Source organism: Halomonas urmiana, assembly GCF_005780185.1.
In the GTDB taxonomy this organism is placed as follows: Bacteria; Pseudomonadota; Gammaproteobacteria; order Pseudomonadales; family Halomonadaceae; genus Halomonas; species Halomonas urmiana.
Genome location: NZ_VBUI01000039.1, coordinates 1 through 23055, shown reverse-complemented (window position 1 = coordinate 23055; position 23055 = coordinate 1). Strand labels below are relative to the sequence as shown.

Annotated in this window: 19 protein-coding genes and 3 pseudogenes; 1 reads left to right on the top strand and 21 read right to left on the bottom strand. The window is 54.8% G+C overall.

What is annotated here, in order from left to right:
* Window positions 1-39: 39 nt before the first annotated feature.
* From FEI13_RS17765 to FEI13_RS17690, 16 genes are all read right to left on the bottom strand, one after another.
* Window positions 40-381 carry a hypothetical protein gene (locus tag FEI13_RS17765; RefSeq protein ID WP_138182839.1) on the bottom strand — a complete coding sequence of 114 codons (342 nt, stop codon included), beginning with the start codon at window positions 379-381 and terminating at the stop codon, window positions 40-42.
* A 3-nt stretch (window positions 382-384) separates the two neighbouring features.
* Window positions 385-1398 (bottom strand): ATP-binding protein, encoded by a 1014-nt coding sequence (locus tag FEI13_RS17760; protein ID WP_138182838.1) that lies wholly within the window; start codon window positions 1396-1398, stop codon window positions 385-387.
* Window positions 1399-1552: 154 nt separating this feature from the next.
* Window positions 1553-1972, bottom strand: coding sequence for a DUF2384 domain-containing protein (locus FEI13_RS17755; RefSeq protein WP_138182837.1), 420 nt, complete (start codon window positions 1970-1972; stop codon window positions 1553-1555).
* Window positions 1973-2123: 151 nt separating this feature from the next.
* Window positions 2124-3131, bottom strand: a complete 1008-nt coding sequence (locus tag FEI13_RS17750) for an NAD-dependent epimerase (protein WP_138182836.1) — start codon at window positions 3129-3131, stop codon at window positions 2124-2126.
* Between the two features lie 235 nt (window positions 3132-3366).
* Window positions 3367-4377 carry a UDP-glucose 4-epimerase GalE gene (gene galE / locus FEI13_RS17745; RefSeq protein WP_138182835.1) on the bottom strand — a complete coding sequence of 337 codons (1011 nt, stop codon included), beginning with the start codon at window positions 4375-4377 and terminating at the stop codon, window positions 3367-3369.
* Between the two features lie 14 nt (window positions 4378-4391).
* Window positions 4392-5303: a UTP--glucose-1-phosphate uridylyltransferase gene (locus FEI13_RS17740; protein WP_138182834.1), complete on the bottom strand. Its 912-nt coding sequence runs from the start codon at window positions 5301-5303 to the stop codon at window positions 4392-4394.
* Window positions 5304-5371: 68 nt separating this feature from the next.
* The gene (locus FEI13_RS17735; RefSeq protein ID WP_338035090.1) at window positions 5372-6811 is read right to left on the bottom strand and encodes a phosphomannomutase; all 1440 of its coding nucleotides are present in this window, start codon (window positions 6809-6811) and stop codon (window positions 5372-5374) included.
* 67 nt (window positions 6812-6878) lie between these two features.
* A complete protein-coding gene (locus FEI13_RS17730; protein ID WP_204758421.1) occupies window positions 6879-7667 on the bottom strand; it encodes a glycosyltransferase family 2 protein in 789 nt (262 codons plus the stop codon).
* Entirely contained in the window at window positions 7667-9073 is a 1407-nt protein-coding gene (locus tag FEI13_RS17725) for a mannose-1-phosphate guanylyltransferase/mannose-6-phosphate isomerase (RefSeq protein ID WP_138182832.1), read from the bottom strand. The genes FEI13_RS17730 and FEI13_RS17725 overlap by 1 nt, the downstream gene beginning before the upstream one ends.
* Window positions 9074-9093: 20 nt before the next feature.
* Window positions 9094-9582: a GDP-mannose mannosyl hydrolase gene (locus FEI13_RS17720; protein WP_275668763.1), complete on the bottom strand. Its 489-nt coding sequence runs from the start codon at window positions 9580-9582 to the stop codon at window positions 9094-9096.
* Window positions 9583-9587: 5 nt separating this feature from the next.
* Window positions 9588-10562, bottom strand: coding sequence for a GDP-L-fucose synthase (gene fcl, locus FEI13_RS17715; protein ID WP_138182831.1), 975 nt, complete (start codon window positions 10560-10562; stop codon window positions 9588-9590).
* A gap of 2 nt (window positions 10563-10564) precedes the next feature.
* On the bottom strand, window positions 10565-11686 hold the full coding sequence (gene gmd, locus FEI13_RS17710) for a GDP-mannose 4,6-dehydratase (protein ID WP_138182830.1): 1122 nt from the start codon (window positions 11684-11686) through the stop codon (window positions 10565-10567).
* A gap of 59 nt (window positions 11687-11745) precedes the next feature.
* Window positions 11746-12642, bottom strand: coding sequence for a glycosyltransferase family 2 protein (locus FEI13_RS17705; RefSeq protein WP_138182829.1), 897 nt, complete (start codon window positions 12640-12642; stop codon window positions 11746-11748).
* A complete protein-coding gene (locus FEI13_RS17700; RefSeq protein ID WP_138182828.1) occupies window positions 12611-13879 on the bottom strand; it encodes a glycosyltransferase in 1269 nt (422 codons plus the stop codon). Before FEI13_RS17700 ends, FEI13_RS17705 begins: the two co-directional genes overlap by 32 nt.
* Before the next feature lie 122 nt (window positions 13880-14001).
* Complete coding sequence (locus FEI13_RS17695) at window positions 14002-15258, bottom strand: O-antigen ligase family protein (RefSeq protein ID WP_138182827.1); 1257 nt, start codon at window positions 15256-15258, stop codon at window positions 14002-14004.
* Window positions 15255-16412, bottom strand: a complete 1158-nt coding sequence (locus FEI13_RS17690; RefSeq protein ID WP_138182826.1) for a glycosyltransferase — start codon at window positions 16410-16412, stop codon at window positions 15255-15257. Before FEI13_RS17690 ends, FEI13_RS17695 begins: the two co-directional genes overlap by 4 nt.
* Window positions 16413-16881: 469 nt before the next feature.
* On the opposite strand from FEI13_RS17690, the pseudogene FEI13_RS17685 reads away from it, so the two are divergent.
* A pseudogene (locus tag FEI13_RS17685) lies at window positions 16882-17901 on the top strand (IS110 family RNA-guided transposase); the annotation flags it as partial.
* Window positions 17902-17969: 68 nt separating this feature from the next.
* Here FEI13_RS17685 and FEI13_RS17680 read toward each other — a convergent pair.
* From FEI13_RS17680 to FEI13_RS17660, 5 genes and pseudogenes are all read right to left on the bottom strand, one after another.
* Window positions 17970-19096: pseudogene (locus FEI13_RS17680) on the bottom strand (ISAs1 family transposase).
* A 57-nt stretch (window positions 19097-19153) separates the two neighbouring features.
* The gene (locus tag FEI13_RS17675; protein ID WP_138182825.1) at window positions 19154-19834 is read right to left on the bottom strand and encodes a transposase; all 681 of its coding nucleotides are present in this window, start codon (window positions 19832-19834) and stop codon (window positions 19154-19156) included.
* 597 nt (window positions 19835-20431) lie between these two features.
* Window positions 20432-21430, bottom strand: a complete 999-nt coding sequence (locus tag FEI13_RS17670; RefSeq protein ID WP_138182824.1) for a glycosyltransferase family 2 protein — start codon at window positions 21428-21430, stop codon at window positions 20432-20434.
* A 267-nt stretch (window positions 21431-21697) separates the two neighbouring features.
* Window positions 21698-22435: an ISAs1 family transposase gene (locus FEI13_RS17665; protein WP_240036565.1), complete on the bottom strand. Its 738-nt coding sequence runs from the start codon at window positions 22433-22435 to the stop codon at window positions 21698-21700.
* A 31-nt stretch (window positions 22436-22466) separates the two neighbouring features.
* A pseudogene (locus FEI13_RS17660) lies at window positions 22467-22978 on the bottom strand (IS5 family transposase); the annotation flags it as partial.
* Window positions 22979-23055: the final 77 nt, after the last annotated feature.

Genomic DNA, 23055 nt, shown 5'->3' with positions numbered 1-23055 from the left:
AAGCCTCCTGTCCAAGTGGAGGTCATATCCTGGCCCAGCTCAGGGGGCGAATTCCACACCCAACGACGAAGAGCCCGAAATCAGTGATTCCGGAATATCGACCTGGGGGTGACGACCACCACCCCGTGCCAGCCACAGCAGCAGCAGCGAGTGGGTAAACTTTTCCAGCAGGTCATCGAGATACACCCTGAGATCGGCAGCGCTCCGCGGCGCACTGTGCTTGACCTCAATGACCCACACCTTGCGGTCACCCTTGCGCCAGATAAAGTCGCATCCCTTGACCCCCTGCAATCCTTTCTGCGGAAGCGCATCGGGCTTGAAGATACGCTCTGGCGCAAAACGGAATCGCAGCCCCGATTCTTCGTATTCGGTAAGCGCCATCGTCTATGCACCTAGCTCCGCTTCCAGCTCTTGCTCGTAAAGCGCGATCGACACATCCACGATGGGGTTATCCGGCATGCCATCCTGCAGGTCTTGTGTCACCGGGGCGCCCCCTCCCCTGCCTTGCAGGCTCAGCACGGGAATCGATATCCGCTGCTGGCGGGCCATGATCATCAGCTTCTTCAACACGAAGAAAGAGTGAGTGGCCATGAAAACCTGCACGCCTTCCTTGACCAGCTTGTCCAGGATTTCGATCAGCTTGACCGCAGCCGCCGGGTGCAGAAATGACTCTGGTTCATCGATAAACAACAGTGAGCCGCTGGAAAGCGTACGATTGACGATCAGGCGATCGATGATGGCAATCTTCTTGATGCCCTCTGCCGTGATGGCCACCGGATAATCGGATCGTCCCGCCTGGAAGACCCAGCCCTTACCGGGTTTATCCAGGATCCGTCCGCCGATCAACGCTTCCAGCTGGGAGCGCGCATCACCGAAAGGCGGCTTGCCGCGTGAAGGCTCCGCCTCCAGCGCCGTGACCAGATCCAGCGTAGGGTCATCGAAGCCGAACTTCTGCTGGGCGCGCGTTTCCTTGATCACGCCAACCATGGAGAGCACCTCCTTGGCCGGAATGAAGATCGAGGTGTGCTGGCGGCCCCGGGTCTCATTGCTGGCATGGCCAACGCCCTTCTCGGCATGGCCGGTAAACTTGAAAGACAGGGGGGTGCCATCGAGCGTAATGGCCACCTCACAAGGTCCGCTCCCCCCGCGCCGGACCACATCGCCCAGCTTTGGCAGCTGGAAGGTCCAGGTCAGCTTGTCATCCAGCACTTGGCGAAAAGTCCGCGCATCATCGCCACGCTGAAACTCCTCGCGGGCCCGCACGGCACTATACAGCGCCTTGAGGAGCAGCGTCTTGCCGGAGTCATTGACCCCAATCACCACGTTGAAGCCCGGCGAGGGCTGCCACGATACCTGCTCTATTGGACCCAGGTTGTTGATGTCCAGGGCTTCGATCATCAGATTGTCCTTGAACTCAGCATGCCGGCCAGTCTACGCATCGCAGGGGTCAGGAGCGAGGAAGCGAGGCACCTCTACCCTCGTACCTAACACCTCGAACCTGTTCTCCCCTCGCCCCTCGAACCTAGTACCTCGTCCCTCGCCCCTCGTACCTTCACCCTACCGCCCCGGCCTTCAGCGCTTGCAGGTAACGTACCAGGTCTTGGGTTCGACCTTCACTGACCAGTCTTTCCGGCGTTCGATAATCGAAGGTGCTGATGGGTTCGTTCCGAAACCAGAACAGGGCATGTCTGAAGTCCCCATTGATGTCCGTGGCAGCACGCAACACCTGCAGCGCATCGCGCAGAAAGCCTTGCAGCTTCTCGCTCCCTTGGGCACGTGAGAGAGTAACTCGGTGCACATGGGCATCCGCAGCCAGAACTTGCAGATCCATGCCCAATGCGCGAGCGAACAATCTGGGGTCGATGATCGGCTTGCCCGCCGCCGTTGCGGATCGTTTGAGATCCTCAACGAAGCGTTCGTAGGTCTTGGGCGCCTGGTAGTCGTTCGGGTCAATAAGGGCTTCGGCACTCATGCTGGGGTACCTCGCATGCAAGATGGAGCATTAATGCAGGTTACATCATTGCTGCATTAATGCATCACTGCAGCATAGCCACTGGGAATCGCGGCGTCCATGCCCCTCGAACCGCGCACCTGTTCTCCCCTCGCCCCTCGAACCTCGCCCCTCACACCCCATAATACCCGCGATACCACTCCACAAACCGCCGAGCACCCTCCTCGACCTTGACCCGTGGCCGATAGCCGGTGGCGGCGAATAGGGCCTCGGTATCCGCCCAGGTGCGTGGCACGTCGCCGGGTTGCATCGGCTGGTAGTCGCAGATCGCCTCTTTCCCGGTGGCGGCTTCCACGGCGCGAATGAAGTCCATAAGCCCTACTGGGCTGCCATGGCCGATGTTATAGAGCGCATAGGGCGCACTGCTGCTATCCGGCCCGCCTTGGGAGGCCCGCCAGGTCGGATCGGCGGTGGGGATCACGTCAAGGGTGCGCACCACCCCCTCGACGATATCGTCGATGTAGGTGAAATCCCGCGACATCTCGCCCTGGTTGAACACCTGCAGCGGTTCCCCCGCGAGGATCGCTCGGGTGAACTTGAACATCGCCATGTCCGGGCGGCCCCAGGGGCCATACACCGTGAAGAAGCGCAGCCCCGTGGTGGGCATGCCATAGAGGTGCGAATAGGTATGCGCCATCAGCTCGTTGGCCTTCTTGGTGGCGGCATACAGGCTGACGGGGTGATCCACGCTGTCGGACGTAGAGAACGGGGTCTTGTCGTTCATCCCGTAAACGGAGCTGGAAGAGGCATAGACCAGATGCTCTACCTGCTGGCGACGACAGCCCTCCAGCACGTTGAGGTGCCCTATGAGGTTGCTGTCCGCATAGATATGCGGATTCTCCAGCGAGTAGCGCACCCCGGCCTGGGCGGCCAGGTGAATCACCCGGTCGAAGCGCTGCTCGGCGAAGAGCGCCGCCATACCTTCCCGATCGGCCAGGTCCAGCTTCAGGAAGTGAACATCCTCGCACCCGGTCAGGTCATCCAGGCGCGCCTGCTTGAGCGAGACATCGTAGTAGTTGTTCAGGTTATCGATGCCCAGGATCTCGTGGCCCTGCCCCGACAGCCGCTTGGCGACGGCATGGCCGATGAAGCCCGCCACCCCGGTGATCAAGAGTTTCATGGTTCCCAGCGTCCTTTCGTATCCCTGCGTGATCAATTTTTTTCAAATGCGTCATTAAATGCGCACAGCATGCCAGCCTCACCACCAGGGAGCCACGGAATCCTCTCGCCTCCTCCGCGTGGATGGCATCGGCCCATCATCCACACACCCGAGGCACGCGAACAGTCACGAAAAGGCCAGCGTTCCATTCTGGGCGCAGCGAGAATCTCGAAAGGCCCACATCATGAGAGGCGGGTCAGGCATAGCCCTGGGGGTTTTGCTCCTGCCATCGCCAGGTATCGCGAAGCATCGTCTCAAGCCCGCGCTCAGCACGCCAGCCCAGCTCTCGCTCGGCCTTGCTGGCATCGGCCCAGAAGGCAGCAAGGTCGCCGTCACGGCGCGGGGCGATGCGATACGGCACCCGCTGGCCGGTCACCCGCTCGAAGGTGGTGACCATCTCCAGCACCGAGACGCCCTGCCCGGTGCCCAGGTTGTAGACATGCACGCCGGGAGCCTCGAGGCTTGAAAGCGAGGCCACGTGGCCATCAGCCAGGTCCATCACATGCAGATAGTCGCGCACGCAGGTGCCATCCTCGGTCGGATAGTCGTCGCCGAAGATCGAGAGCTCCGGCCGGCGCCCCACCGCCACCTGGGCGATGAACGGCATCAGGTTGTTGGGAATGCCTCGGGGATCCTCGCCGATCTGCCCGGAAGGATGCGCACCGATGGGATTGAAGTAGCGCAGCAGCGCCACCGACCAGCGCGCATCTGCGCGGCACAGATCGGTCAGCGCCTGTTCCACCATGGCCTTGGAACTGCCGTAGGGGTTGGAGGTACGCCCCCGCGGCATGGTCTCCACATAGGGCACCGGGGCATCCGGCCCGTAGACGGTGGCCGAGGAACTGAAAACCAACCTGTAGACTCCGGCCGCGGCCATCGCCTGGCAGAGCACAATGGAACCATGCACGTTGGTATCGTAATAGGCTAGCGGCTGCTCGACGCTCTCACCCACCGCCTTCAACCCGGCGAAGTGAATCACCGCCTCGATGGCATGTTCGGCAAACACCCCATCCAGCAGTGCGCGATCGCGCACATCGCCCTCGATGAACCGCACCGCCTTGCCGGTGATCGCCTCGACCCGATACAGCGCCTCACGGGCACCATTGACCAGGTTGTCGAGTACTACCACGTCGTAGCCTTCCTGCAGCAGTTCGACCACGGTGTGCGAACCGATATACCCGGCGCCGCCGGTAACGAGAATCGCCATAATCTCTCCCTGATTCAGTCCATGCTCTCGGGCTCGGGGCTTGTCGACCGCGTCTCGCTAGCAGGTGCCGAAAGATACCCGGCTTCCGTGGCCAGCACCTGATTGGCCTGCAGCCAGCCCGCAATCTGCCCGCAATCGAAGGTGCGCCCGCGCATGCGGAAGGCATCGACACCGCCGGTCTCGCGGATCAGCCGGGCGATGGCATCGGTGAGCTGGATCTCGCCACCGGCACCCCGCGGGGTATCCGCCAGCAGGGTCATGACGCGATACGGCAGGATATAACGGCCGATGACCGAGAGCCGCGAGGGCGCCTGTTCCGGAGCCGGCTTCTCGACCACGCCGGCCATCGCCATGGCCTTGCCCGCACGCGGCTCATCACCCCCGCAGTCGACGATCCCGTAACGCTGCACCTCCTCGCGGGGCACCGCCTCGACCATGATCTGCGCCCGCTGGGTGGCCTGCCACTGCGCGACCATCTCGTCCATATCCACGATCTGGTTGCCGGGCTGAGGCTTGACCAGCACATCGGGCAGGATCACCCCGAACGGTTCGCCTTCTTCGAGCAGGTGAGCGGCGCAGTGCACGGCATGCCCCAGGCCCAGTGCCTGGTGCTGACGGATCACGGTCAACTTGAGTTCGGGCGGCGCGATGGCGCGCAGCTCATCGAGCAGTGCCTGCTTGCCCTTGGCTTCCAGGCTGGCCTCGAGTTCGAAGTGGGTATCGAAGTGGTCTTCCACCGCCGACTTGCCGCTGCGGGTCACCAACACCACCTCGTTGAGGCCCGCCGCTAACGCCTCGTCCACCACATGTTGGATCAGCGGCCGATCCACCACCGGCACCATCTCCTTGGGAATGGCCTTGCTGATCGGCAGCAGGCGTGTCCCGAAACCGGCCACCGGAATAATCACCTTGCGCAAGGATGGCATCAAACACTCCATGTCATGAGTTGGTTCACAAAAAGGGAAAACACCATCTTGATCATGAATCCGTGGTGTCAATGTAAGCCCACTTCACTGGCGAAGATGGCCCCCAGCCTTCCCATTACCTGCTCCACCAGTGCTTGTGAGCGCTCCTCGCCGCCGGCTTCCACGTAGCAACGCAGTTCGGGGGCATTGCCGGAGGGGCGCAGGTGCACGATCTCACCATTGTGCAGGGTAACCCTTAGCCCATCAGTGATGTCTTGAGAGGCAACTACTGACGACAACTCCAGCGACTGGCGCATCATCTCAGTATCGGCCTTCCAGCTTGCCAGCAGCGCTCGGCTGCGCTCGGTGGGCACCTGCTGGAGCCGATCGCTGGCGGTATAGCGCGCAGGCAACTCACCGGCCAGGGCGGAAAGCGCCACGCTTCTCTGGGCGGCGGCCACCATCAGTGTCAGCGCGGGTAGCAGCGCATCGCGGGTGGGCAGTGCACCGAGACGACGATCTCCCTCCTGGAGGTCGCTGCCCAGCAGGAAGCCGCCGTTGGCCTCGAAGCCGGCCACGCGTGAATACTCTTTGGAAATCGCTTCCATCTCCGCCAGCACATAGGGCGAGCCAATGCGCGTACGCTGCACGGCCTCGAAGACACCCGAGGATTCGATGGCCGTGTTGCAACTGACCGGCACCGCCAGGGCCTGGATGCCCAGCTCGCGCGCGCAGAGCAGCCCGACGATATCGCCCCGCAGCCAGTGGCCTCGTTCATCGCCCAGCAGCGGCCGATCGCCGTCGCCATCGGTGGAGAGCAGCGCATCCAGGCGATGTTCCTCGGCCCAGGCCCGGCCACGCTCACGGTCGGCCTGGCCGACGGCTTCGGTGTCGACCGGCACGAAGTCCTCGCTACGGCCCAGCACCACCACCTTGGCGCCCAGCGCCTCGAGCACCTGGTGGTTGAGGTCACGCCCCGCCGCCGAGTGCTGATAGAGGCCCACACGCCAGCCCGCCAGGGGTTGACCGGCAAACCACTCGGTGTAGCGCGCCACATAGGTCTCCCACGCCCGAGAGGAGGACAGTAGCGACTCGCCGGCCGCCAGGGTCGGCAGCTCTCCCTGGGCGGCCAGGATCACCGATTCGTCGGCCTTAGTGATCTCGCCCTCAGGGCGGTAGAACTTGATGCCGTTGCGATCGAACGGGATATGACTTCCGGTGATCATGATGGCCGGCACGCCGTCGGTCATGGCCTGCAACGCCAGCGCCGGGGTCGGCAGCACGCCATAGTCGTCGACTTGCACACCCAGCGCCTTTGCCGCGGCCGTGCAGGCCGCCGCCATGGCGGGGCTGCTGGGACGCAGATCGCGGCCGATGGCCAACCTCTCCACCCGGCTATGCTGGCGCATCATGCCCAGGAAGGCCGCGGTGAAGGCGGCACACACTTCGTCGGTCAACTGGGTTACCAGACCGCGTGCGCCGCTGGTACCGAAAGCTACACCGCTTTCGTCAAGCTCCTTCTGAATCATCATTTCCCTATCGACTCCGTTCATGCCCGCTGACGGCGAAAATGGCTGTCTGCCGAGATCACGCGACTCATGCCGGCTCCCCACGCTTACCTTTCGCGCCCTTGTCCAGGAACTGCGGTAGCTTCGAGAGGTTCTTGTACGGCAGCGCCACCAGGGGATTGATGCCATTGTTGCGCATGGCAGCCACATCCTCGCGAGACTTACGCAGGATCTGCTTCAGGCTGCCGTTGCTGGCCCCGCCTACACGCATCTTGACCAGCACCTCGGGCAGATAGGTGACCTTGACCTTCTCGCTGGCGAGGTAACGCAGTAACGCGTCGTAGTCGCCGGCGATCTGGTAGCCCAGGTCGAAGCCGCCCAGCTCCTGGTAGAGCTCACGACGCATGAAGAAGGTGGGGTGCGGCGGCATCCAGCCACGCTTCAACTTGCCGTGGCTGAAGGCGCCGGACGTCCAGTGACGGATCACACGGCCTGTATCGGCCGCATCCACGTACTGCAGGTCGCCATAGACCGCACCCACGGTGGGATCCTCGAAACAGGCGGCGACCCGGGACAACACCTCGTCGTGGGCATAGAGATCGTCGGAGTGCAGGAATCCCACCACCTCGCCACTGGCCCGGTCGATTCCCTTGTTGAGGGCATCGTAGATGCCCCGGTCCGGCTCGGAGACCAGCACATCGCCCTCCCCCAGCGTCTGCCGGGCGACGGCTACGGTGTCATCCTTGGAGGCGCCGTCGATCACCACATGCTCGATATGCGGCCAGCGCTGGCGCTTGAGGGTGGCAATGGCCTCGCCGATAGTGGCCTGGCTGTTAAAGCAGGCGGTGATCACGGAGATCGTCAGCGACTCACTCATCAGCAGCGCCCATAGCGGTCGTTGAAGCGCACGATATCGTCCTCGCCCAGGTAGGAACCCGACTGCACCTCGATCAGCTCCAGCGGGATCTTGCCAGGGTTTTCCAGGGCATGGACCTGGCCGACAGGGATATAGGTCGACTCGTTCTCGCTGATGAGTTTGGTCTGATCGCCAATAGTGACCTTGGCGGTGCCCGAGACCACCACCCAGTGCTCGGCTCGATGGTGATGCATCTGCACCGAGAGCTTGGCACCGGGCTTAACGGTGATGCACTTGACCTGATAGCGCTCACCGTGATCGATGCTGTCGTAGACGCCCCAAGGGCGATAGACCTCGCGGTGGCTCTCCTGCTCGCTGCGGCCTTCCGCCTTGAGGCGCGAGACGATCTGCTTGACCTCCTGCACCCGGTCCTTGCGCGCTACCAGCACGGCGTCCTTGGTCTCCACCACCACCAGGTCCTCGACGCCCACCGTGGCCACCAGGCGATGATCGGCATGCACCAGCAGGTTATGGCTGTCGTGGAGCATCACGTCGCCATGGCAGGCATTGCCCTGACCGTCGCGCTCGCTGACCTCCCACAGCGCCGACCAGGAGCCGATATCGCTCCAGCCGGCGTCTAGCGGCACCACGCTGGCGTGTTCGGTACGCTCCATCACCGCGTAGTCGACCGAATCGGCCGGACAGGCCCTGAAGGCCTCCGCATCCAGCCGCGTGAAGTCGAGATCCTCGCTGGCACCAGCCAGCGCCGCGCGGCAAGCTTCCACCATCGCCGGCTGGAAGCGCTCGAGTTCCTCCAGATAGCGCTTGGCCGAGAACAGGAACATGCCGCTGTTCCAGTAGTAGTCGCCGGTGGCCAGGTAGTCTTCGGCGGTGACCTGGTCGGGCTTCTCGACGAAGCGCTTGACCCGGAAGCCCACGTCGCCCTGTCCTTCGCCGCGCTGGATATAGCCGTAGCCGGTCTCGGCATGGGTGGGCACCACCCCGAAGGTCACCAGTTGCCCCTGCTCGGCAAGCTGCCGGGCATGACCCACGCCCTCGTGGAACTGCGCCACGTCGCGAATCAGATGATCGGCGGCCAGCACCAGCAGCAGCGCCTCGGGATCCTCTTCCACCGCCTGCAGCGCCGCCAGAGCGATGGCCGGCGCGGTGTTGCGCCCTTCCGGCTCGAGCAGGATACGCGCGTCGCTGATGCCCTGCTGACGCACCTGCTCGGCCACCAGGAAGCGGTGCTCTTCGTTGCAAATCAGCAGCGGTGCGCGATGCTCGAGGGGCGCCAGGCGCTTGAGCGTCTCCTGCAGCATGCTGCCCTCGCCGGTCAGTGGCAGGAACTGCTTGGGGCGCAATTGGCGCGACAGCGGCCACAGCCGCGAGCCACTGCCCCCGGCCATGATGACGGGCGTGATCATGGGAACTCCTTATTTGGGTATCAGGACGGAACCGGCGGCAGGTAGGCACGCGTATTGGCGTGCACCGTTTCGTCGTGAGCGATGGCGTGCGGCGGCCACCAGCGATAGCCGCCGTGCTGCTGGCGTGGCAGGGTCTCGAGCGCCGGCTCCAGCCTCAGCTGGTAGGCCAGTACCACATAGTGGGTCGAGAGCTCGGGATCGAGCATGCTGTCGGCGTAGAAGTGCTGGAAAACGCCCAGGAAGCGCATGCCGGCCAGCTCAGTGGCCTGGCCCAGCTCATCCATGGTCAGGCGCTGTGCCGCGGCGTCGAGGGTCTCGTTCTTGCGCACCCGCCCGCCGGGCACGAACCAGCTGCCCTGGGCCGGGCGATTGACCCGCTGACCCAGCAGCCACTCGCCCCGGGCATTGGTCACCACGAAGTCCAGCGAGACCAGCGGGGTATGCGCCACCACTTGGCGAAAGGCGTCATCGCTTAGCCAACCTTGGCCGGTCGATTGCATCTCGCACATGGTGATCAGCCGCGGAAGCGGTCCTGATGTTCCAGGAACCAGCGATAGGCATCCTGCAGGCCATCCTCCAGGGTGATGCTGGCCTGCCAGCCCAGCGCCTCGAGCCGCGAGACATCCATCAGCTTGCGCGGGGTGCCATCGGGCTTGCTGGCATCGAAGGTCAGCTCGCCCTGAAAGCCCGTTACCCGCTTCACCGTCGCGGCCAGTTCGCGGATGGTGCAATCCACCCCGGTACCCACATTGATATGCGAGAGCATCGGTGAGGTATTGGCTTCATAGGTGGCCTCGTCGAGTTCCATCACATGCACGCTGGCCGCGGCCATGTCATCCACGTGCAGGAACTCGCGCATCGGCGTGCCGCTGCCCCATACCACCACCTCGTTCTCCCCCTGCTGCTTGGCCTCGTGGAAGCGACGCAGCAATGCCGGGATCACATGGGAGTTCTCGGGGTGGAAGTTATCGTTCGGCCCATAGAGGTTGGTGGGCATCACGCTGCGATAGTCACGACCGTACTGACGGTTGTAGCTCTCGCAGAGCTTGATGCCGGCGATCTTGGCGATGGCATAGGGCTCGTTGGTGGACTCCAGGGTACCGGTGAGCAGCGCCTCTTCGCGCATCGGCTGCTCGGCATGCTTGGGGTAGATGCACGACGAGCCCAGGAACAACAGCTTGTTCACCTCAGTCCGATGGGCGGCATGGATGATGTTGGCCTCGATCATCAGGTTCTGGTAGATGAACTCCGCCGGATAGCTGTTGTTGGCCTGGATGCCGCCCACCTTGGCCGCCGCCAGGTAGACCTGGTCGATCGCGTGGCGCTCGAAATAAGCCTGTACCTGAGCCTGATCAGACAGATCCAGCTCATCCCGGCCGGCGGTAAGGATGTTGCCATAGCCCAGTGCCTCCAGCCGGCGCACGATGGCCGAGCCGACCATGCCACGATGGCCGGCGACGAAGATCGTCTGGTCGAGATCGCGTGCCATGTTCAGCCCTCCACCGTGACCGGAATGTCGTAGCCGTGCTCCTTGAGCAGCGCATGGCGCTTGGCCACCTTGAGATCCTCGGCGACCATCTCGGCACACATCTCCTGCACGGTGATCTCCGGTTCCCAGCCCAACTTGGCCTTGGCCTTGGACGGATCACCCAGTAGCGTCTCGACCTCGGCCGGTCGGAAATAGCGCGCATCGACCCTCAAGATCACATCACCCACCTTAAGCGCCGGGGCCTTGTCGCCCTTGATACGCTCAACGATGGCCATCTCATTGACCCCCTGCCCTTCGAAGCACAGCGTGATGCCGAGCTCCTCAGCACTCAGCCGGATGAAGTCACGCACCGAGATCTGCTTGCCAGTGGCGATTACGAAATCCTCGGCTACACCCTGCTGCAGCATCAACCACTGCATGCGTACATAGTCCTTGGCATGGCCCCAGTCGCGCAGGGCATCCATATTGCCCATATAGAGGCAACCTTCCAGCCCCTGAGAAATATTGGCCAGGCCACGGGTGATCTTGCGGGTCACAAAGGTTTCACCACGGCGCGGCGACTCGTGATTGAACAAGATGCCGTTGCAGGCGTACATTCCGTAGGACTCGCGGTAATTGACTGTAATCCAGTAGGCATACAGCTTGGCTGCTGCATAGGGCGAGCGTGGATAGAAGGGGGTAGTTTCTCGCTGCGGCGTCTCTTGAACTTCACCAAATAGCTCAGATGTAGACGCCTGATAGAACTTGGTCTTCTTCTCTAAACCCAATAGGCGAATCGCCTCGAGAATCCGCAGCGTGCCCAGCGCATCTACATCAGCGGTATATTCAGGAGATTCAAAACTCACCGCCACATGTGACTGCGCCGCCAAATTATAGACTTCATCAGGCTGCACCTGCTGAATGATTCGCGTCAGGTTAGATGAGTCTGACAGGTCCCCATAGTGCAACACGAAGTTCTGATTCTCGACATGTGGATCCTGATATATATGATCTACACGCTGAGTATTGAATAACGAGGCACGGCGCTTAATGCCGTGGACTTCATACCCTTCCTCAAGTAGTAACTCAACAAGATAAGAACCATCCTGACCGGTCACACCAGTGACAAGTGCCTTTTTTTTCAAAGCAACCCCCAAGTTTCGAAAACCATGCAGCCAACTATCGGGCAGCAATTAATTAAAAATCAAGCTCTCACGCCAAGAATACGATGCATAGCCACCTTTATATCGACTCCATTCTCTCGCATGTGACGCTTCACTTCCTCAATTTTTGCATCCACAAGATAGCGATACCAAAAACCCTGAAGAAAGTGAAATGAAGCACCAGCTCTACCATCTAGAAACCCAAGACGGAATATGTACCGGTAAAAAAAATAAGCAAAGGCGCGAAAGCCGCAAGGCAACCGAGAATACACTCGTTCTTTAACCCATCTTTTCAGGCCAGCTTGATCCGAACCTCGAAGGCTAGCTACTGAATCATGGACCATGAAATCATACTCTAGGTTCAACATGTCCACAGCCTCCCTACTTGAATATTTGTTATGTTTATCTGTCCACCATGTTAATGAATTTAGGTTATCGTCTACAATCTCCCCTTTGAAATCTTCTGTTAGGCCTGTCACCTTGATGTGCTCATCCATCCAACGATTTTCACATTCGCCACGACCATAGCGAAACAACCGTAGAACACGGATTGGAAACACTCCCCCGTAACGGATAGGCTGACCCAAAAATTTCATACGCCGATCACAATAGACACCCTCTATATTTGACCCAAGCTCAGGTAGATGCAGCTTAATTTCAGTGGACAAATATTCCGACAAGACTTCATCAGCATCAATACGCAACACCCAGCTAGTATCAACAGCGATCTGTGTAAGCGCCCAATTAAACTGAGTTGCGTAATTCACCCACTCGCGCTGAACGACATCAACACCATATGATCTAGCAATATCCAATGTGGCATCAGTGGAAAAACTATCTACAACAACTATAGTATCTGCCACCTCCTTAATGCTATCGATGCAGCGTGCTAGATGCTTTTCCTCGTTATATGTCAGAATAATTGCCGTGATTTTCATTTTCCACCTTGATAATTCTATCATATTCTTTTACAAAATTTTCGGCGATATTCTCCCAGTAAAAACCAGAAGCAACTTCTACGCACCTGTCTGCCAACTCAGCACCACCACTTTCAACCAAGCCTAACAGGAAGCTAGCTTTATCAGCAATTAACTCAGGTTCATTTGAAACGCAACACCCTGCACCTGCTTCGTCAATAAAACCCCACGGCGTATTATCACTTGCTACAATGGGCGTTCCATAAGAAAGTGACTCAAGATAAACATTCCCAAAGTTTTCATGGCGAGAGTTCAACATAAAAATCATGGCATGGAAGTATAAAGAAGCCTTAACGGGGCCCTCAACCTGCCCCACGAAATGCACCCGACCTTTCAACCCAAGATCATCAACCATACCCAACAGATTATCCTTTTCACCATAATCCTCTCCTGCAACCACAAGGTGCATAGACTCATCTAGATGAGTGAGAGATTGGATTGTGAAATCAAACCCCTTTTTTTTATCAACTCTTCCAACAGATAACACGTATTTATCTGGAAGATTAATTTTCAAATTACTTTCTAGCTCTTCCCTTGAAACAGGATTATCGATAACTCTATCAACCCCATTAGGCACGATTAGGAATTTATCATTTTTAACTTCAGGAAAAAATCTTAAAACATCCATTTTTTCTGAATCTGCAGTGACGTGCCAATATATATTATTAATGAAAGGTTTAAAGAAAAAATTAAGCCAGCTCTTTTTTAGCTTAGAGCCTTGATTAACACACCATTCTCCAAGAGATCCTCGAGGAGATACAACGACTGGCTTACCAAACACCTTAGCAAATATTATCGAAGCCGGGGTGGAGATAGAAAAAATCGATTGCGTATGCACTAGGTCTGAATTCTTAACTGATCTCGGCATGTGCCGTAAAAGTGAAAGTGAAATTCTATTAGCAATCGTCTCTCTATGGTACCAAACTTGTCCACCTATATTTTTTAACTCGACAGGATGTGATGTTTGAACTTCCAACCTACCTTTTCTACTAACATTCGTCGAGTGAATATCAAGAACAACCCCTTTTCGAATCAACTCACGACATGTATGGAGCGTTGAAAAAATTGGCCCTCCATACTCAATCGCAGGATAAAAACTAGGTGAAACATAGTATATCTTCATATTTACATGACTTGGCATGATTGGTTGGTTATTACTATACTCGGGCTGGCAACCCCCTCTTTTATTCTCTCTCAACAGAAACCTCTCCTGACCCTAATGAAATTTTTAGCATGCTGATAGGCTATTATCTGAAAAATTTTGGGAGAAAAGCCTGCATGGACAACACAGAGCTTTATTCACAACTTAAACAGGAAAACTTATTCCGCACAATGGCGCCGACTTTTATTCGCCAAACAAGCTGATAAAAAAACAATCAATGCAACAAACAAATATGCAGAGCCACCAGGGTTGATTGATATAGCGAACAACATCCCTGCCCACAGGTAAAAAATAGAAATTTTATCTTTAAAACTTATTCTAGCTCTAACTAAAAAATAAATTGATGATATGTAGGGCGAGAAAAAAACCAAAAAACCTATCAAGCCAGATTCATTGAACACCCAAAGAGGAGTGCTTTCATAGTGATTAATACCGATGTACTGAGCCGATCTTGTGTTACCAGTGCCTACGCCAGCTCCGGTAAAAAAGTTTTTAACCATATCATCTACACCTTCTTTCCAGCGGAGAATTCTATGGCTATCTACATTTTCATTTAAAACAAACAAGCTTTCAACACGCTTATATAGGAAATCAGTACCTTTATCACCTAGAAACGCCCAAAGAAAAGCAAAAGAAAAGCAAAGAGAAAATAAACCACTTATTATTGACTTGAGACTGACCTTGGTTACAAGATTAAATATAGCCCACAAAAAAATAAGAACAAAACCCACGCGAGAAAAAGTTACTAATATACCTCCAACAGCACATAGCACTGCCACGACATTAACGTACCCCTTCCCTCTGTGATCATTTGTGTACACAATCGGAGCTAGTATCGAGTTAAAAAGGAGCATAACACCCAGCAGTGATGCTGCAAATGTAACGCTGGTATATAAAAAAAGCGCTCTTGGCACCAAAGTTATTTGCGAGTCAATCCGCTCACCACCTGAAATACTTGAGCTTATCGAATAGCCACTAACATAATCTACGACCAACCCTCCCCCGCCAAATATCATAGAATACTTTAAGAATTTTAAAATATATAATAACCTAGCATGCGGTAGAGAGTGAAAAAACAAGGAAAGCCAAATTACAGAAAAATATGTCAGGGCTCCAAGAACAAGCGGGATACCACTATTTAAGCTCGCAGCACCAGCCATAAAAACCAGAAAGCTAGTCAAAACTGACATTATAACAACTGCCAGGATCACAAACCGCGCTACCACCAAACCATAAAAAAGAATATAAATTGCTGGTATTAAAAAAACAACAACCTCTCTCCAAACAAGAAGAGGAGACGGCAACGTGCCACCAAGAACAAAATATGGCAACTGTCCTAATGGAAGCACTACAAACAACAGCAAAGCCCAAAACCTAAGGAAACTTTTCTCAGATCTATATTTATTAACAATCATGACTTTCTTTCAAGTGCAATCAAAAACTTTTCCCTTAGGGCATTCGCTGAGTACATATCTGACAACTCTGAAAAAAGATTAAACATATGATGGCTATTTTCATCATAAAAGAATGGAGAATCTACTATGGCCTGAAGAAAACAATCAATATCTAAATCACAAAAAACAACTGCTTTTTCTAACAAGCCATCGCTACCATAATCAGTTAACGGCGTGGTTATAACAAGCCGCCCGCTAGCAATTGCTTCAGTTATTTTAAATGGAAAAACCCCTTCGTTGACCACATGTGGATTAACAATGACGTCAACTTCTGAAATGGCTGATACCAGTTTCTCATCAGACACAGCACCCATAAACGATAAAGAATCCGAGTACTCGCAAGACAATCTGTAAAACTCTTCAGAAAGCTGGCCTTTCCCCGTCACAACAAAGTTAATATTTAAACCTCTAAGTGAAGACTCCTCAATTAAGTCCATTAAAAAACCAGCACCCTTATCTACATTTAACCCACCAAAATAGCCAACAGTTATGGCGCTGGAGTCTTTAAATGGGGGCGAGGACTTCTGCAAACTCAAAACACTCTCACTTAAAACACCAGGGAGTCTTTTGGTTTCTAATGGGAAGTCTTTTAACTTATCCTCAAGGAAGGAGTTTACTACAAAAGCATAATCGACAACTTTCCTGCTTCTTTTCCATATAAACCAATCAACAAAAGGCTTGGGATTTAGCCCCCTGCTTCTAGCAAAATGCCAATCCTCAAACTCGAGGACAACTCGGCTATCGTACTTTTTCTTACAATATCTAGCTATAGTAAGCTCAAAAGCATAAGCATTATAGCACCAAACTACATCTGGAGCGCCAAAATTATTATGCAGAAAATTGACTATCTCTGGCACTTCCAGTAAATTTACAACCCTCCCTAACCATATATTTTTTCTTGCCTTTGGAGTGATAACTTTTATTTTAGCATCTCCTGAAATATTTACAGTGTCAACCAAAATTTCATTATAATTATCTTTCGGGGCAGAATTGATTAGCACAACGCTGTCAATTTTTGCCAAGATATTTATTATGAATCGTATTTTTTTTGCAGCCGCCAAGAAGTTTGAATTTTCTGGCGGCTGTCCGCCATATGGAGCAGAGATCAGTATCATTAAAAACTCACCCTACAAGTAAGCCATTAGCTTAAAGCCAATCACAAAACGAGTCCTATTTCGTGTGGACTTTCCGCCTTGAATTTAAATAATTAATAAAACAGGTGTAACTGTCGGATTCCATGTGATTAACCGGACCAGATTTAATCCATTCACATATTGAGAAATAACTCATAGAGGAAAATCTTCCGCATTGACAATAACAAGGTGATATAAAAAATTAATTAGTCGCCTCGTGATTTACAGTTAAAGATTTTAATGAAGGGCATCTCGCGCCCTCTTGCCTCGCTATATCCTGGATTCATAGAATGACCGCAACACTTTAGACACCACGGTGGAGGCAGGAGGGCCAGCGCCGGTACCCTTCTCCGCTCACCAATGGGATGGAGTCCTCCCCACCCTCCCGGCGCCGACGGGCGCCGACGCGCCAAACTGAGAGGGTGTTGCCCGTGGCAGAGGAGAGCATCCCATGAGCATTTCACACGTTGGTGTTGGTGTTGATATTGCCAAATCGGTCTTCCATGTCCACGGCGTAGACCGACATGACCAGGTTGAATGGCGTGGCAAGTACAAGCGCGACAAGTGGCTGGATGCCATCATCAAACGCGTTCCTGTCGGCGCCGAAATTGGCATGGAAGCCTGCTCCTCGTCCCATCACTGGGCACGTGCGCTTCAGGCGCGTGGCTATCGCGTCAAGCTGGTCGCCGCCCAGTTCGTGAAGCCCTACGTCAAGAGCAACAAGAATGATCGCGCGGATGCCGAGGCGATCTGTGAGGCCATGGCGCGCCCGCACATGCGCTTCGTGACCATCAAGACAGTGGCTCAGCAGGACGTACAGGCGGCGCATCGCATCCCCAGTGAACTGGTCCAGCAGCGCACCGCCAAGGCCAACCAGATTCGCGGCCTGGTCAGCGAGTACGGCCTGGTGGCGCCTACCGGTCTTGGCCAGTTGCGTGCCGCCTTGCCGTGCTGGCTGGAGGATGCAGAGAAAGGGCTCACGGACGATTTCCGGATCCTGCTGGCAGGCCTCGCAGACGACCTGCGTTATCTCAACGAGCGCATCGCCGCGATGACCGACCGCATCGAACAGCATGTTCAGACCAACCCAGTGGCCAAACGCCTGATGACCCTACACGGCGTTGGCCCGATCACCGCCAGTGCCCTGGCCGGGGCCCTGGGAGATGCCAAGGCCTTCAAGTGCGGGCGAGATTTTGCCGCCTCGTTGGGCCTGACGCCACGCCAACACAGTACCGGTGGGCGTGATCGCTTGCTGGGCATCAGCAAGCGCGGCGACAGTTACCTGCACACGTTACTGGTCCATGGTGCCCGAGCGGTGGTGCGTTACACGGGAACCAAGGACGACAATCTAAGCCGCTGGCTCCGGCAACTGACGGAACGTAAGCACGTCAATGTGGCGATCGTGGCGTTGGCCAACAAGACGGCGCGAATTGCCTGGGCCATCACGCACCACGCTATGCCTTACGACCCTGACGTGGCGGCTCAGGCAGCGTCACCCCGGACTGCCGTACCTAGCCCAGGGAAAACGCACGAAAATGATTACACCGCGAGAACGTCCGCCAGATAGGTCTCATCCAACGCTGCTTTCTTCTGTTTTCGCCGCACACCACCTTTGAAACATGCCTCCCCTTTCAGGTAATTCATCGCGATATGTCGCACTCTACCGTACCCAAGTTCTCCGCAGCATGACCACGATGAATTCGGGAGGCATCTTCTCGCATGGCTACGTCGAGGCACCAATGCAACTTATTCTCCACCAGCCAATGCTGGCGGACAGCTTTTCCGAATTGCTCCGCCGTCAGTGTGGCAGAACTGATGTAGTAACGTACCACCGTGTCTGTAGGCGCATCCTCACCTTCATGCCGGAAAGACAGCACGACGCCAACGGTCTTCAGATCAGGCCACTCGTAGCTAAGATCTTGAAATTCTTTGGTAATATCACTAACTACATGATACCTGGACTCCTCCCTTCCCCGGTTATTTTCAACGGTGACATAGGAATCACCGGGATAGTTCGCGATCACGCTCATCGGAAAGGCTTCCTCAAAGGCTGCAGCCAGCTTGGGCTGATTTTCCTTCACCGCCAGCAGGTAGTCGGCGCCTTTCTCACGGACCGTTTGGGCGATTTTCTTCTGGCATCCCATCGCATCAATGGTCACCAGGCAGCCATAGAGATCCAACAGCTTCAGTAGCTCAGGAATGGCCGTAATCTCGTTGCTTTTAGCGTCCGTCTTGATCTGGCCCAGCACCACACCATTGTTGGCGGTACTGAAGGCACTGACCATATGGATGGCGGCCTTATCTTTGCCTCGGCAATAGGAGCCGCGCAGCGTCTTGCCATCAATCGCCACCACCGCCCCATCGCTGGCCTCATGGCAGGCCTTCATCCAGTCGGCAAAGGCCTTCTGAAGCTGCGTGGCATTGATCAGTGCCATCACGCGCGCCAGGGTATCGTGGCTGGGTACGCCATCAGCAAAATCGCCATACTGGCGCAGAAAATCGAGCTTCGCGTGTCCAAAATCCTCGATCTCCTCCCAGCCTTCAGCACCACAGATCACCGCACAGACGGTCAGAAAGAGGATATCTGACAGCTGATGTTTGATTTTCCACGCCTGGCGGAAGTCCGGAATGATCGATAAATGGTGCATCAATGAAGGCGTCAGCATGAGGGCTATCCGTGAAAAAATGCATTAGCGTTTCACGGTAGGCGGATTTCGATTGCCCTACAAGCCCCGTCGTAGAGCGGTTTGTCGTGCGTTTTCCCTGGGATCACCCGAGACGGGTGTCACCACTGTCAAGTCCAGCACGCCGCCCGAACCACGTTTTTTCCCGGGGACGGACCACCAAAAAGCGATCGGCTGCGCCTCTGGCGCCCAGGCTGAGTATAGGCAGCCGCCGAGTTTCTGTCCCGACAAGAGGGTGCCCCACCCTAAACAGTTTTTTGACAAGGCCAGCAGTGCTGCCGTCTCAGCCAGAGCCTTGTTCTTGCAGTGCAGTTCGCGCTCCAGCTTGCTGAGCCGCTTCTGCTCCGCCTTACGCGCCTGGCGGAGCTGTTTGGCCTGGGCTGCTGCATCATCGTTGGCGTTCATGCAGGCATCCCGCCAGGCCTCCACCTGCTCGGGGTAGAGCCCACGCTCGCGGCAATAGGCGCTGAGTTCGGCCTCGTTCATCGGGGCCGTCTCCAGGACGATCTGGAACTTCTCCTGGCTGGTCCAGTGATCGGGCTTGGTGGAACGTGATGGCAAAACCTGTCCTCGTGCTCTGGCCTGTTTCCGCCAATTGTAGAGGGTTGTCGCGGTGATGCCTTCCTGTTCGGCCAGTTCCGGGATGGTCATGCTCATCGGTGGCGCCATCTTCTTGAGGATGGCTTCCTTACGCTCTGCGGGGTAACGCACGTTGATCACCTCTCAATCCGTTTAGGTGACAACTACGTTGACGCATAGGGCCGAACTGCCGCTTAAATTTTTTAGCTAACATTAACTCGAAGGTGTACCCATTATAACACCACACAATGTCTGGTGACCCAAAATTCTTACTCACATAATCAACAACGCTAGAAACATCTATTAAGTTAAAAAGCCTGCCAGCCCACCCATGCAACTTGGTTTTAGGGGTGACCAGCTGAGCGGTGACACCATCTATATCTACATCGTTCATTTTATCGGCTTTATTAATCTGGTTCGGCGCTGAGTTAACCAGCACTATTCTCCCATCTATACGGCTCAGTGCTTTAACTATGAATCGAACTTTTTTCTGCCGCTAAAAATCTCGCTTTTTCCGGAGGCTTCCCATCATATAGGGCTGAAAAGACAATCATTTCTCACCAATAATTAAATAAAATACTTAGCTAAAGAATACAGAGTGATCAACCCCATATAGAAACTATACTCTGCTAGCAGCTAGTAAGGTTAGTCAGCAATTCATTCGGGAACAGGTTCATGGCCTGAATTCAGGAATTATAGTCGCTGCACATTCAGTTCTGCGCCATACCCACACCGAAATCAGTTATATAATATCACTCCGCCATCCACTTTTACTCCAGCAATAGAGGATGTTGAATTTCTATAAAACCTTGACTTCAAGTGGTGGATAAAAAAAATGATTGATGGAGAAAAGTAAAACGCCTTGCTACCAAAAGAAATCCTATTAGAGAGCAAGACTCTTCTATCGAACCTGACTATTTCATTTGATTTTAGCCTGTCTACCATGGCCTCCTTAAAACAGAACAGCCACTTTAACTCGGACTGTTCATCATCAGAAAACTCATTAAACAGGACCTTATCAACAATAAAGTCCCGCTCTTTCATTTTCTTTAGGGCAGAAAACTGAAGCAAGTATGAGTTTCCGTTTTTTAAAAGGTAAGAATTCCCTTTATGTTGTCGGTAAAAATATAATGGAGAACTCACAAAACCTAATGCCTTACAATTCTTTTGTATTTTAAATGTTATCCATCTATCTTCATAAGGAAGGGATGTCGGTAGTGGGTAAACAGTTTCTGCTCGTGACTTTGACATCATAATTGTGCCTGCAGGAAACGAAGAACCCTTTAGTATTTCTTCTGGACTTTTTGTAAAGCTTATGAATTTAGAGAATTCTTTTTCTAAGATAACACCTTCTTCATCACATGTGGAAATCTGCGTAATACAGCAGTCAAGGTCATATCTAAGAAGGAATTCTAACTGCCGCTTAATTCTATCAGGGTGCGATTCATCATCTCCACCATGCAAGCATATGTAGTCTCCAATAGCATTATCAAATGCAACATTTTGAGCGAAAGCTTTCCCTTTATTTGAAGTAAGGAAAACAACTTTCAACCAACTTTTTTCCTGGACCTCACTCCTCAATACATCTGCCGTGCCATCATTAGACCCATCATCAACAACAATAACTTCTAGGTTACAATAACTTTGGCAAGACAGGCTAGAGATCATTTTCTTTATATATAGAACTTCGTTATAAACAGTACATAAAACAGAAACTAAAGGCTGGCTTTTGGTCATTTAAACACCTAAACTTGCTATGAGAGAACCACAAAAACTTACCTAGGTTAATTTAGGCAGCAGAGAAAATTTTAGATAGCATCTCTCCTAACCGGCGACAAACCCGGGGAAAACGCATGAAAAAGCCTACACCGCGAGAATGTCTGCCAGATAGGTCTCATTCAGTGCCGCTTTCTTCTGTTTCCACCGGATTCCGCCCCTGAAAGACTTCTCCCCTTTCAGGTAATTCAGCGCTATATGCCTGGCCCTTGCGAGGTTTTCCGCTGCCTATCCGCGGTGGATTTTGCAGGCATCCTCGCGGAGAGCGACATCCAGGGACCAGTGGAGTTTGTTCTCGACAAACCAATGTTGGCGAGCCGCTTCGGCTAGCTTTTTGGCGCTAAGCTCGGCTGAGCTGATGTAGTAACGGATCATCGGCGCCTCCGGGGCTTCATCACCTTCTTGGCGAAAGCTCATGACCACACCCACCGTTTTCAACCCTGGCCACTCGTAGCTAAGCTTCTGAAACTCTTTAGTAATCTCACTCACGATGTGGTAGCGAGTCTCTTGCCGCCCCCGGTTCTTTTCATCCGTGACATAGGCATCCCCACCGAAGTTAACCACCTTGGCCATGGGGAACGCCGCCTCAAAGGCATCTGCCAAGGCTGGCTGATTTTCCTTCACCGAGAGTAGGTAATCCGCGCCCTTCTGTAGGACCTGAGTGGCAATCTTCTTTTGGCAACCCATAGCATCGATCGTTACCAGACAGCCCTGAAGATTCAGTAGCTTGAGCAGCTCAGGAATGGCCGTTATCTCGTTGGACTTCTCCGCTGTCTTGACCTGACCCAAGACCACCCCATTTGCCGCGCTGAAGGCGCTGACCATGTGGATGGCGCCCTTCCCCTTACCGCGGCAGTACGAGCCGCGCAGTGTCTTGCCATCAATGGCCACCACCGCCCAATCAGTAACGTCATGGCAGGCCTTCATCCACTCGGCAAAGGCTGACTGCAACTGCTCGGCACTCACCAGGTCCATCACCCGAGCCAACGTGGCGTGACTAGGTTTTGTCTGGAAAGTCGGTACGTAGGCAGCGGTCTATGCAGGCTAGGCATACCATCGCTCTGAAGCTGCTGGCCAACTTGTCGTAGCGGGTGCAGACACGGCGCAGTTCCTTGATCCACCCAAACAGCGTTCGATGATGTTCCGCTCTCGATAACGTGACCTGTCGAAGCCCCTTGGGGCGCCAGGGTGTGGTTTTCGTTTCATCTTGCGTCGGGCAATGATCGGCTTCATGCGGTGCCGGTCGCAGTAGCGTCGCAGCGGATCGCTGTCATAGCCCTTGTCCGCCACGATGTAGCGACAGCGCTTACGTGGCCTGCTCCTGGTTCCAGGCAGGTGAACGTGTTCCATGGCCGGGATGAAGTGTCGTGTATCCGAGTCCTGTCCGGGGGAGAGCGTGAAGGTCAGCGGCCATCCATGCCGATCACAGACCATGTGGATCTTGGTCGTCAGGCCGCCACGGCTGCGGCCCAGGGCATGGTCTACGGGGTCTTGGTGTCCCCCTTTTTGGGTTCTTCGTCACATCATGTGGATTTGGCCTGATCCAGCAGGCGCCCCACGGGGCTGCCAATCAGGTAGATCATCGC

Excerpts from the sequence above, each read along its gene's own strand:
- FEI13_RS17765 (WP_138182839.1), bottom strand. The coding sequence starts at position 381 with ATGGCGCTTACCGAATACGAAGAATCGGGGCTGCGATTCCGTTTTGCG.
- FEI13_RS17740 (WP_138182834.1), bottom strand. The coding sequence starts at position 5,303 with ATGCCATCCTTGCGCAAGGTGATTATTCCGGTGGCCGGTTTCGGGACA.
- FEI13_RS17735 (WP_338035090.1), bottom strand. The coding sequence starts at position 6,811 with ATGATTCAGAAGGAGCTTGACGAAAGCGGTGTAGCTTTCGGTACCAGC.
- FEI13_RS17730 (WP_204758421.1), bottom strand. The coding sequence starts at position 7,667 with ATGAGTGAGTCGCTGACGATCTCCGTGATCACCGCCTGCTTTAACAGC.
- FEI13_RS17755 (WP_138182837.1), bottom strand. The coding sequence starts at position 1,972 with ATGAGTGCCGAAGCCCTTATTGACCCGAACGACTACCAGGCGCCCAAG.
- FEI13_RS17670 (WP_138182824.1), bottom strand. The coding sequence starts at position 21,430 with ATGACCAAAAGCCAGCCTTTAGTTTCTGTTTTATGTACTGTTTATAAC.
- FEI13_RS17760 (WP_138182838.1), bottom strand. The coding sequence starts at position 1,398 with ATGATCGAAGCCCTGGACATCAACAACCTGGGTCCAATAGAGCAGGTA.
- FEI13_RS17725 (WP_138182832.1), bottom strand. The coding sequence starts at position 9,073 with ATGATCACGCCCGTCATCATGGCCGGGGGCAGTGGCTCGCGGCTGTGG.
- FEI13_RS17695 (WP_138182827.1), bottom strand. The coding sequence starts at position 15,258 with ATGATTGTTAATAAATATAGATCTGAGAAAAGTTTCCTTAGGTTTTGG.
- fcl (WP_138182831.1), bottom strand. The coding sequence starts at position 10,562 with ATGGCACGCGATCTCGACCAGACGATCTTCGTCGCCGGCCATCGTGGC.
- galE (WP_138182835.1), bottom strand. The coding sequence starts at position 4,377 with ATGGCGATTCTCGTTACCGGCGGCGCCGGGTATATCGGTTCGCACACC.
- FEI13_RS17720 (WP_275668763.1), bottom strand. The coding sequence starts at position 9,582 with ATGTGCGAGATGCAATCGACCGGCCAAGGTTGGCTAAGCGATGACGCC.
- FEI13_RS17705 (WP_138182829.1), bottom strand. The coding sequence starts at position 12,642 with ATGAAAATCACGGCAATTATTCTGACATATAACGAGGAAAAGCATCTA.
- FEI13_RS17750 (WP_138182836.1), bottom strand. The coding sequence starts at position 3,131 with ATGAAACTCTTGATCACCGGGGTGGCGGGCTTCATCGGCCATGCCGTC.
- FEI13_RS17690 (WP_138182826.1), bottom strand. The coding sequence starts at position 16,412 with ATGATACTGATCTCTGCTCCATATGGCGGACAGCCGCCAGAAAATTCA.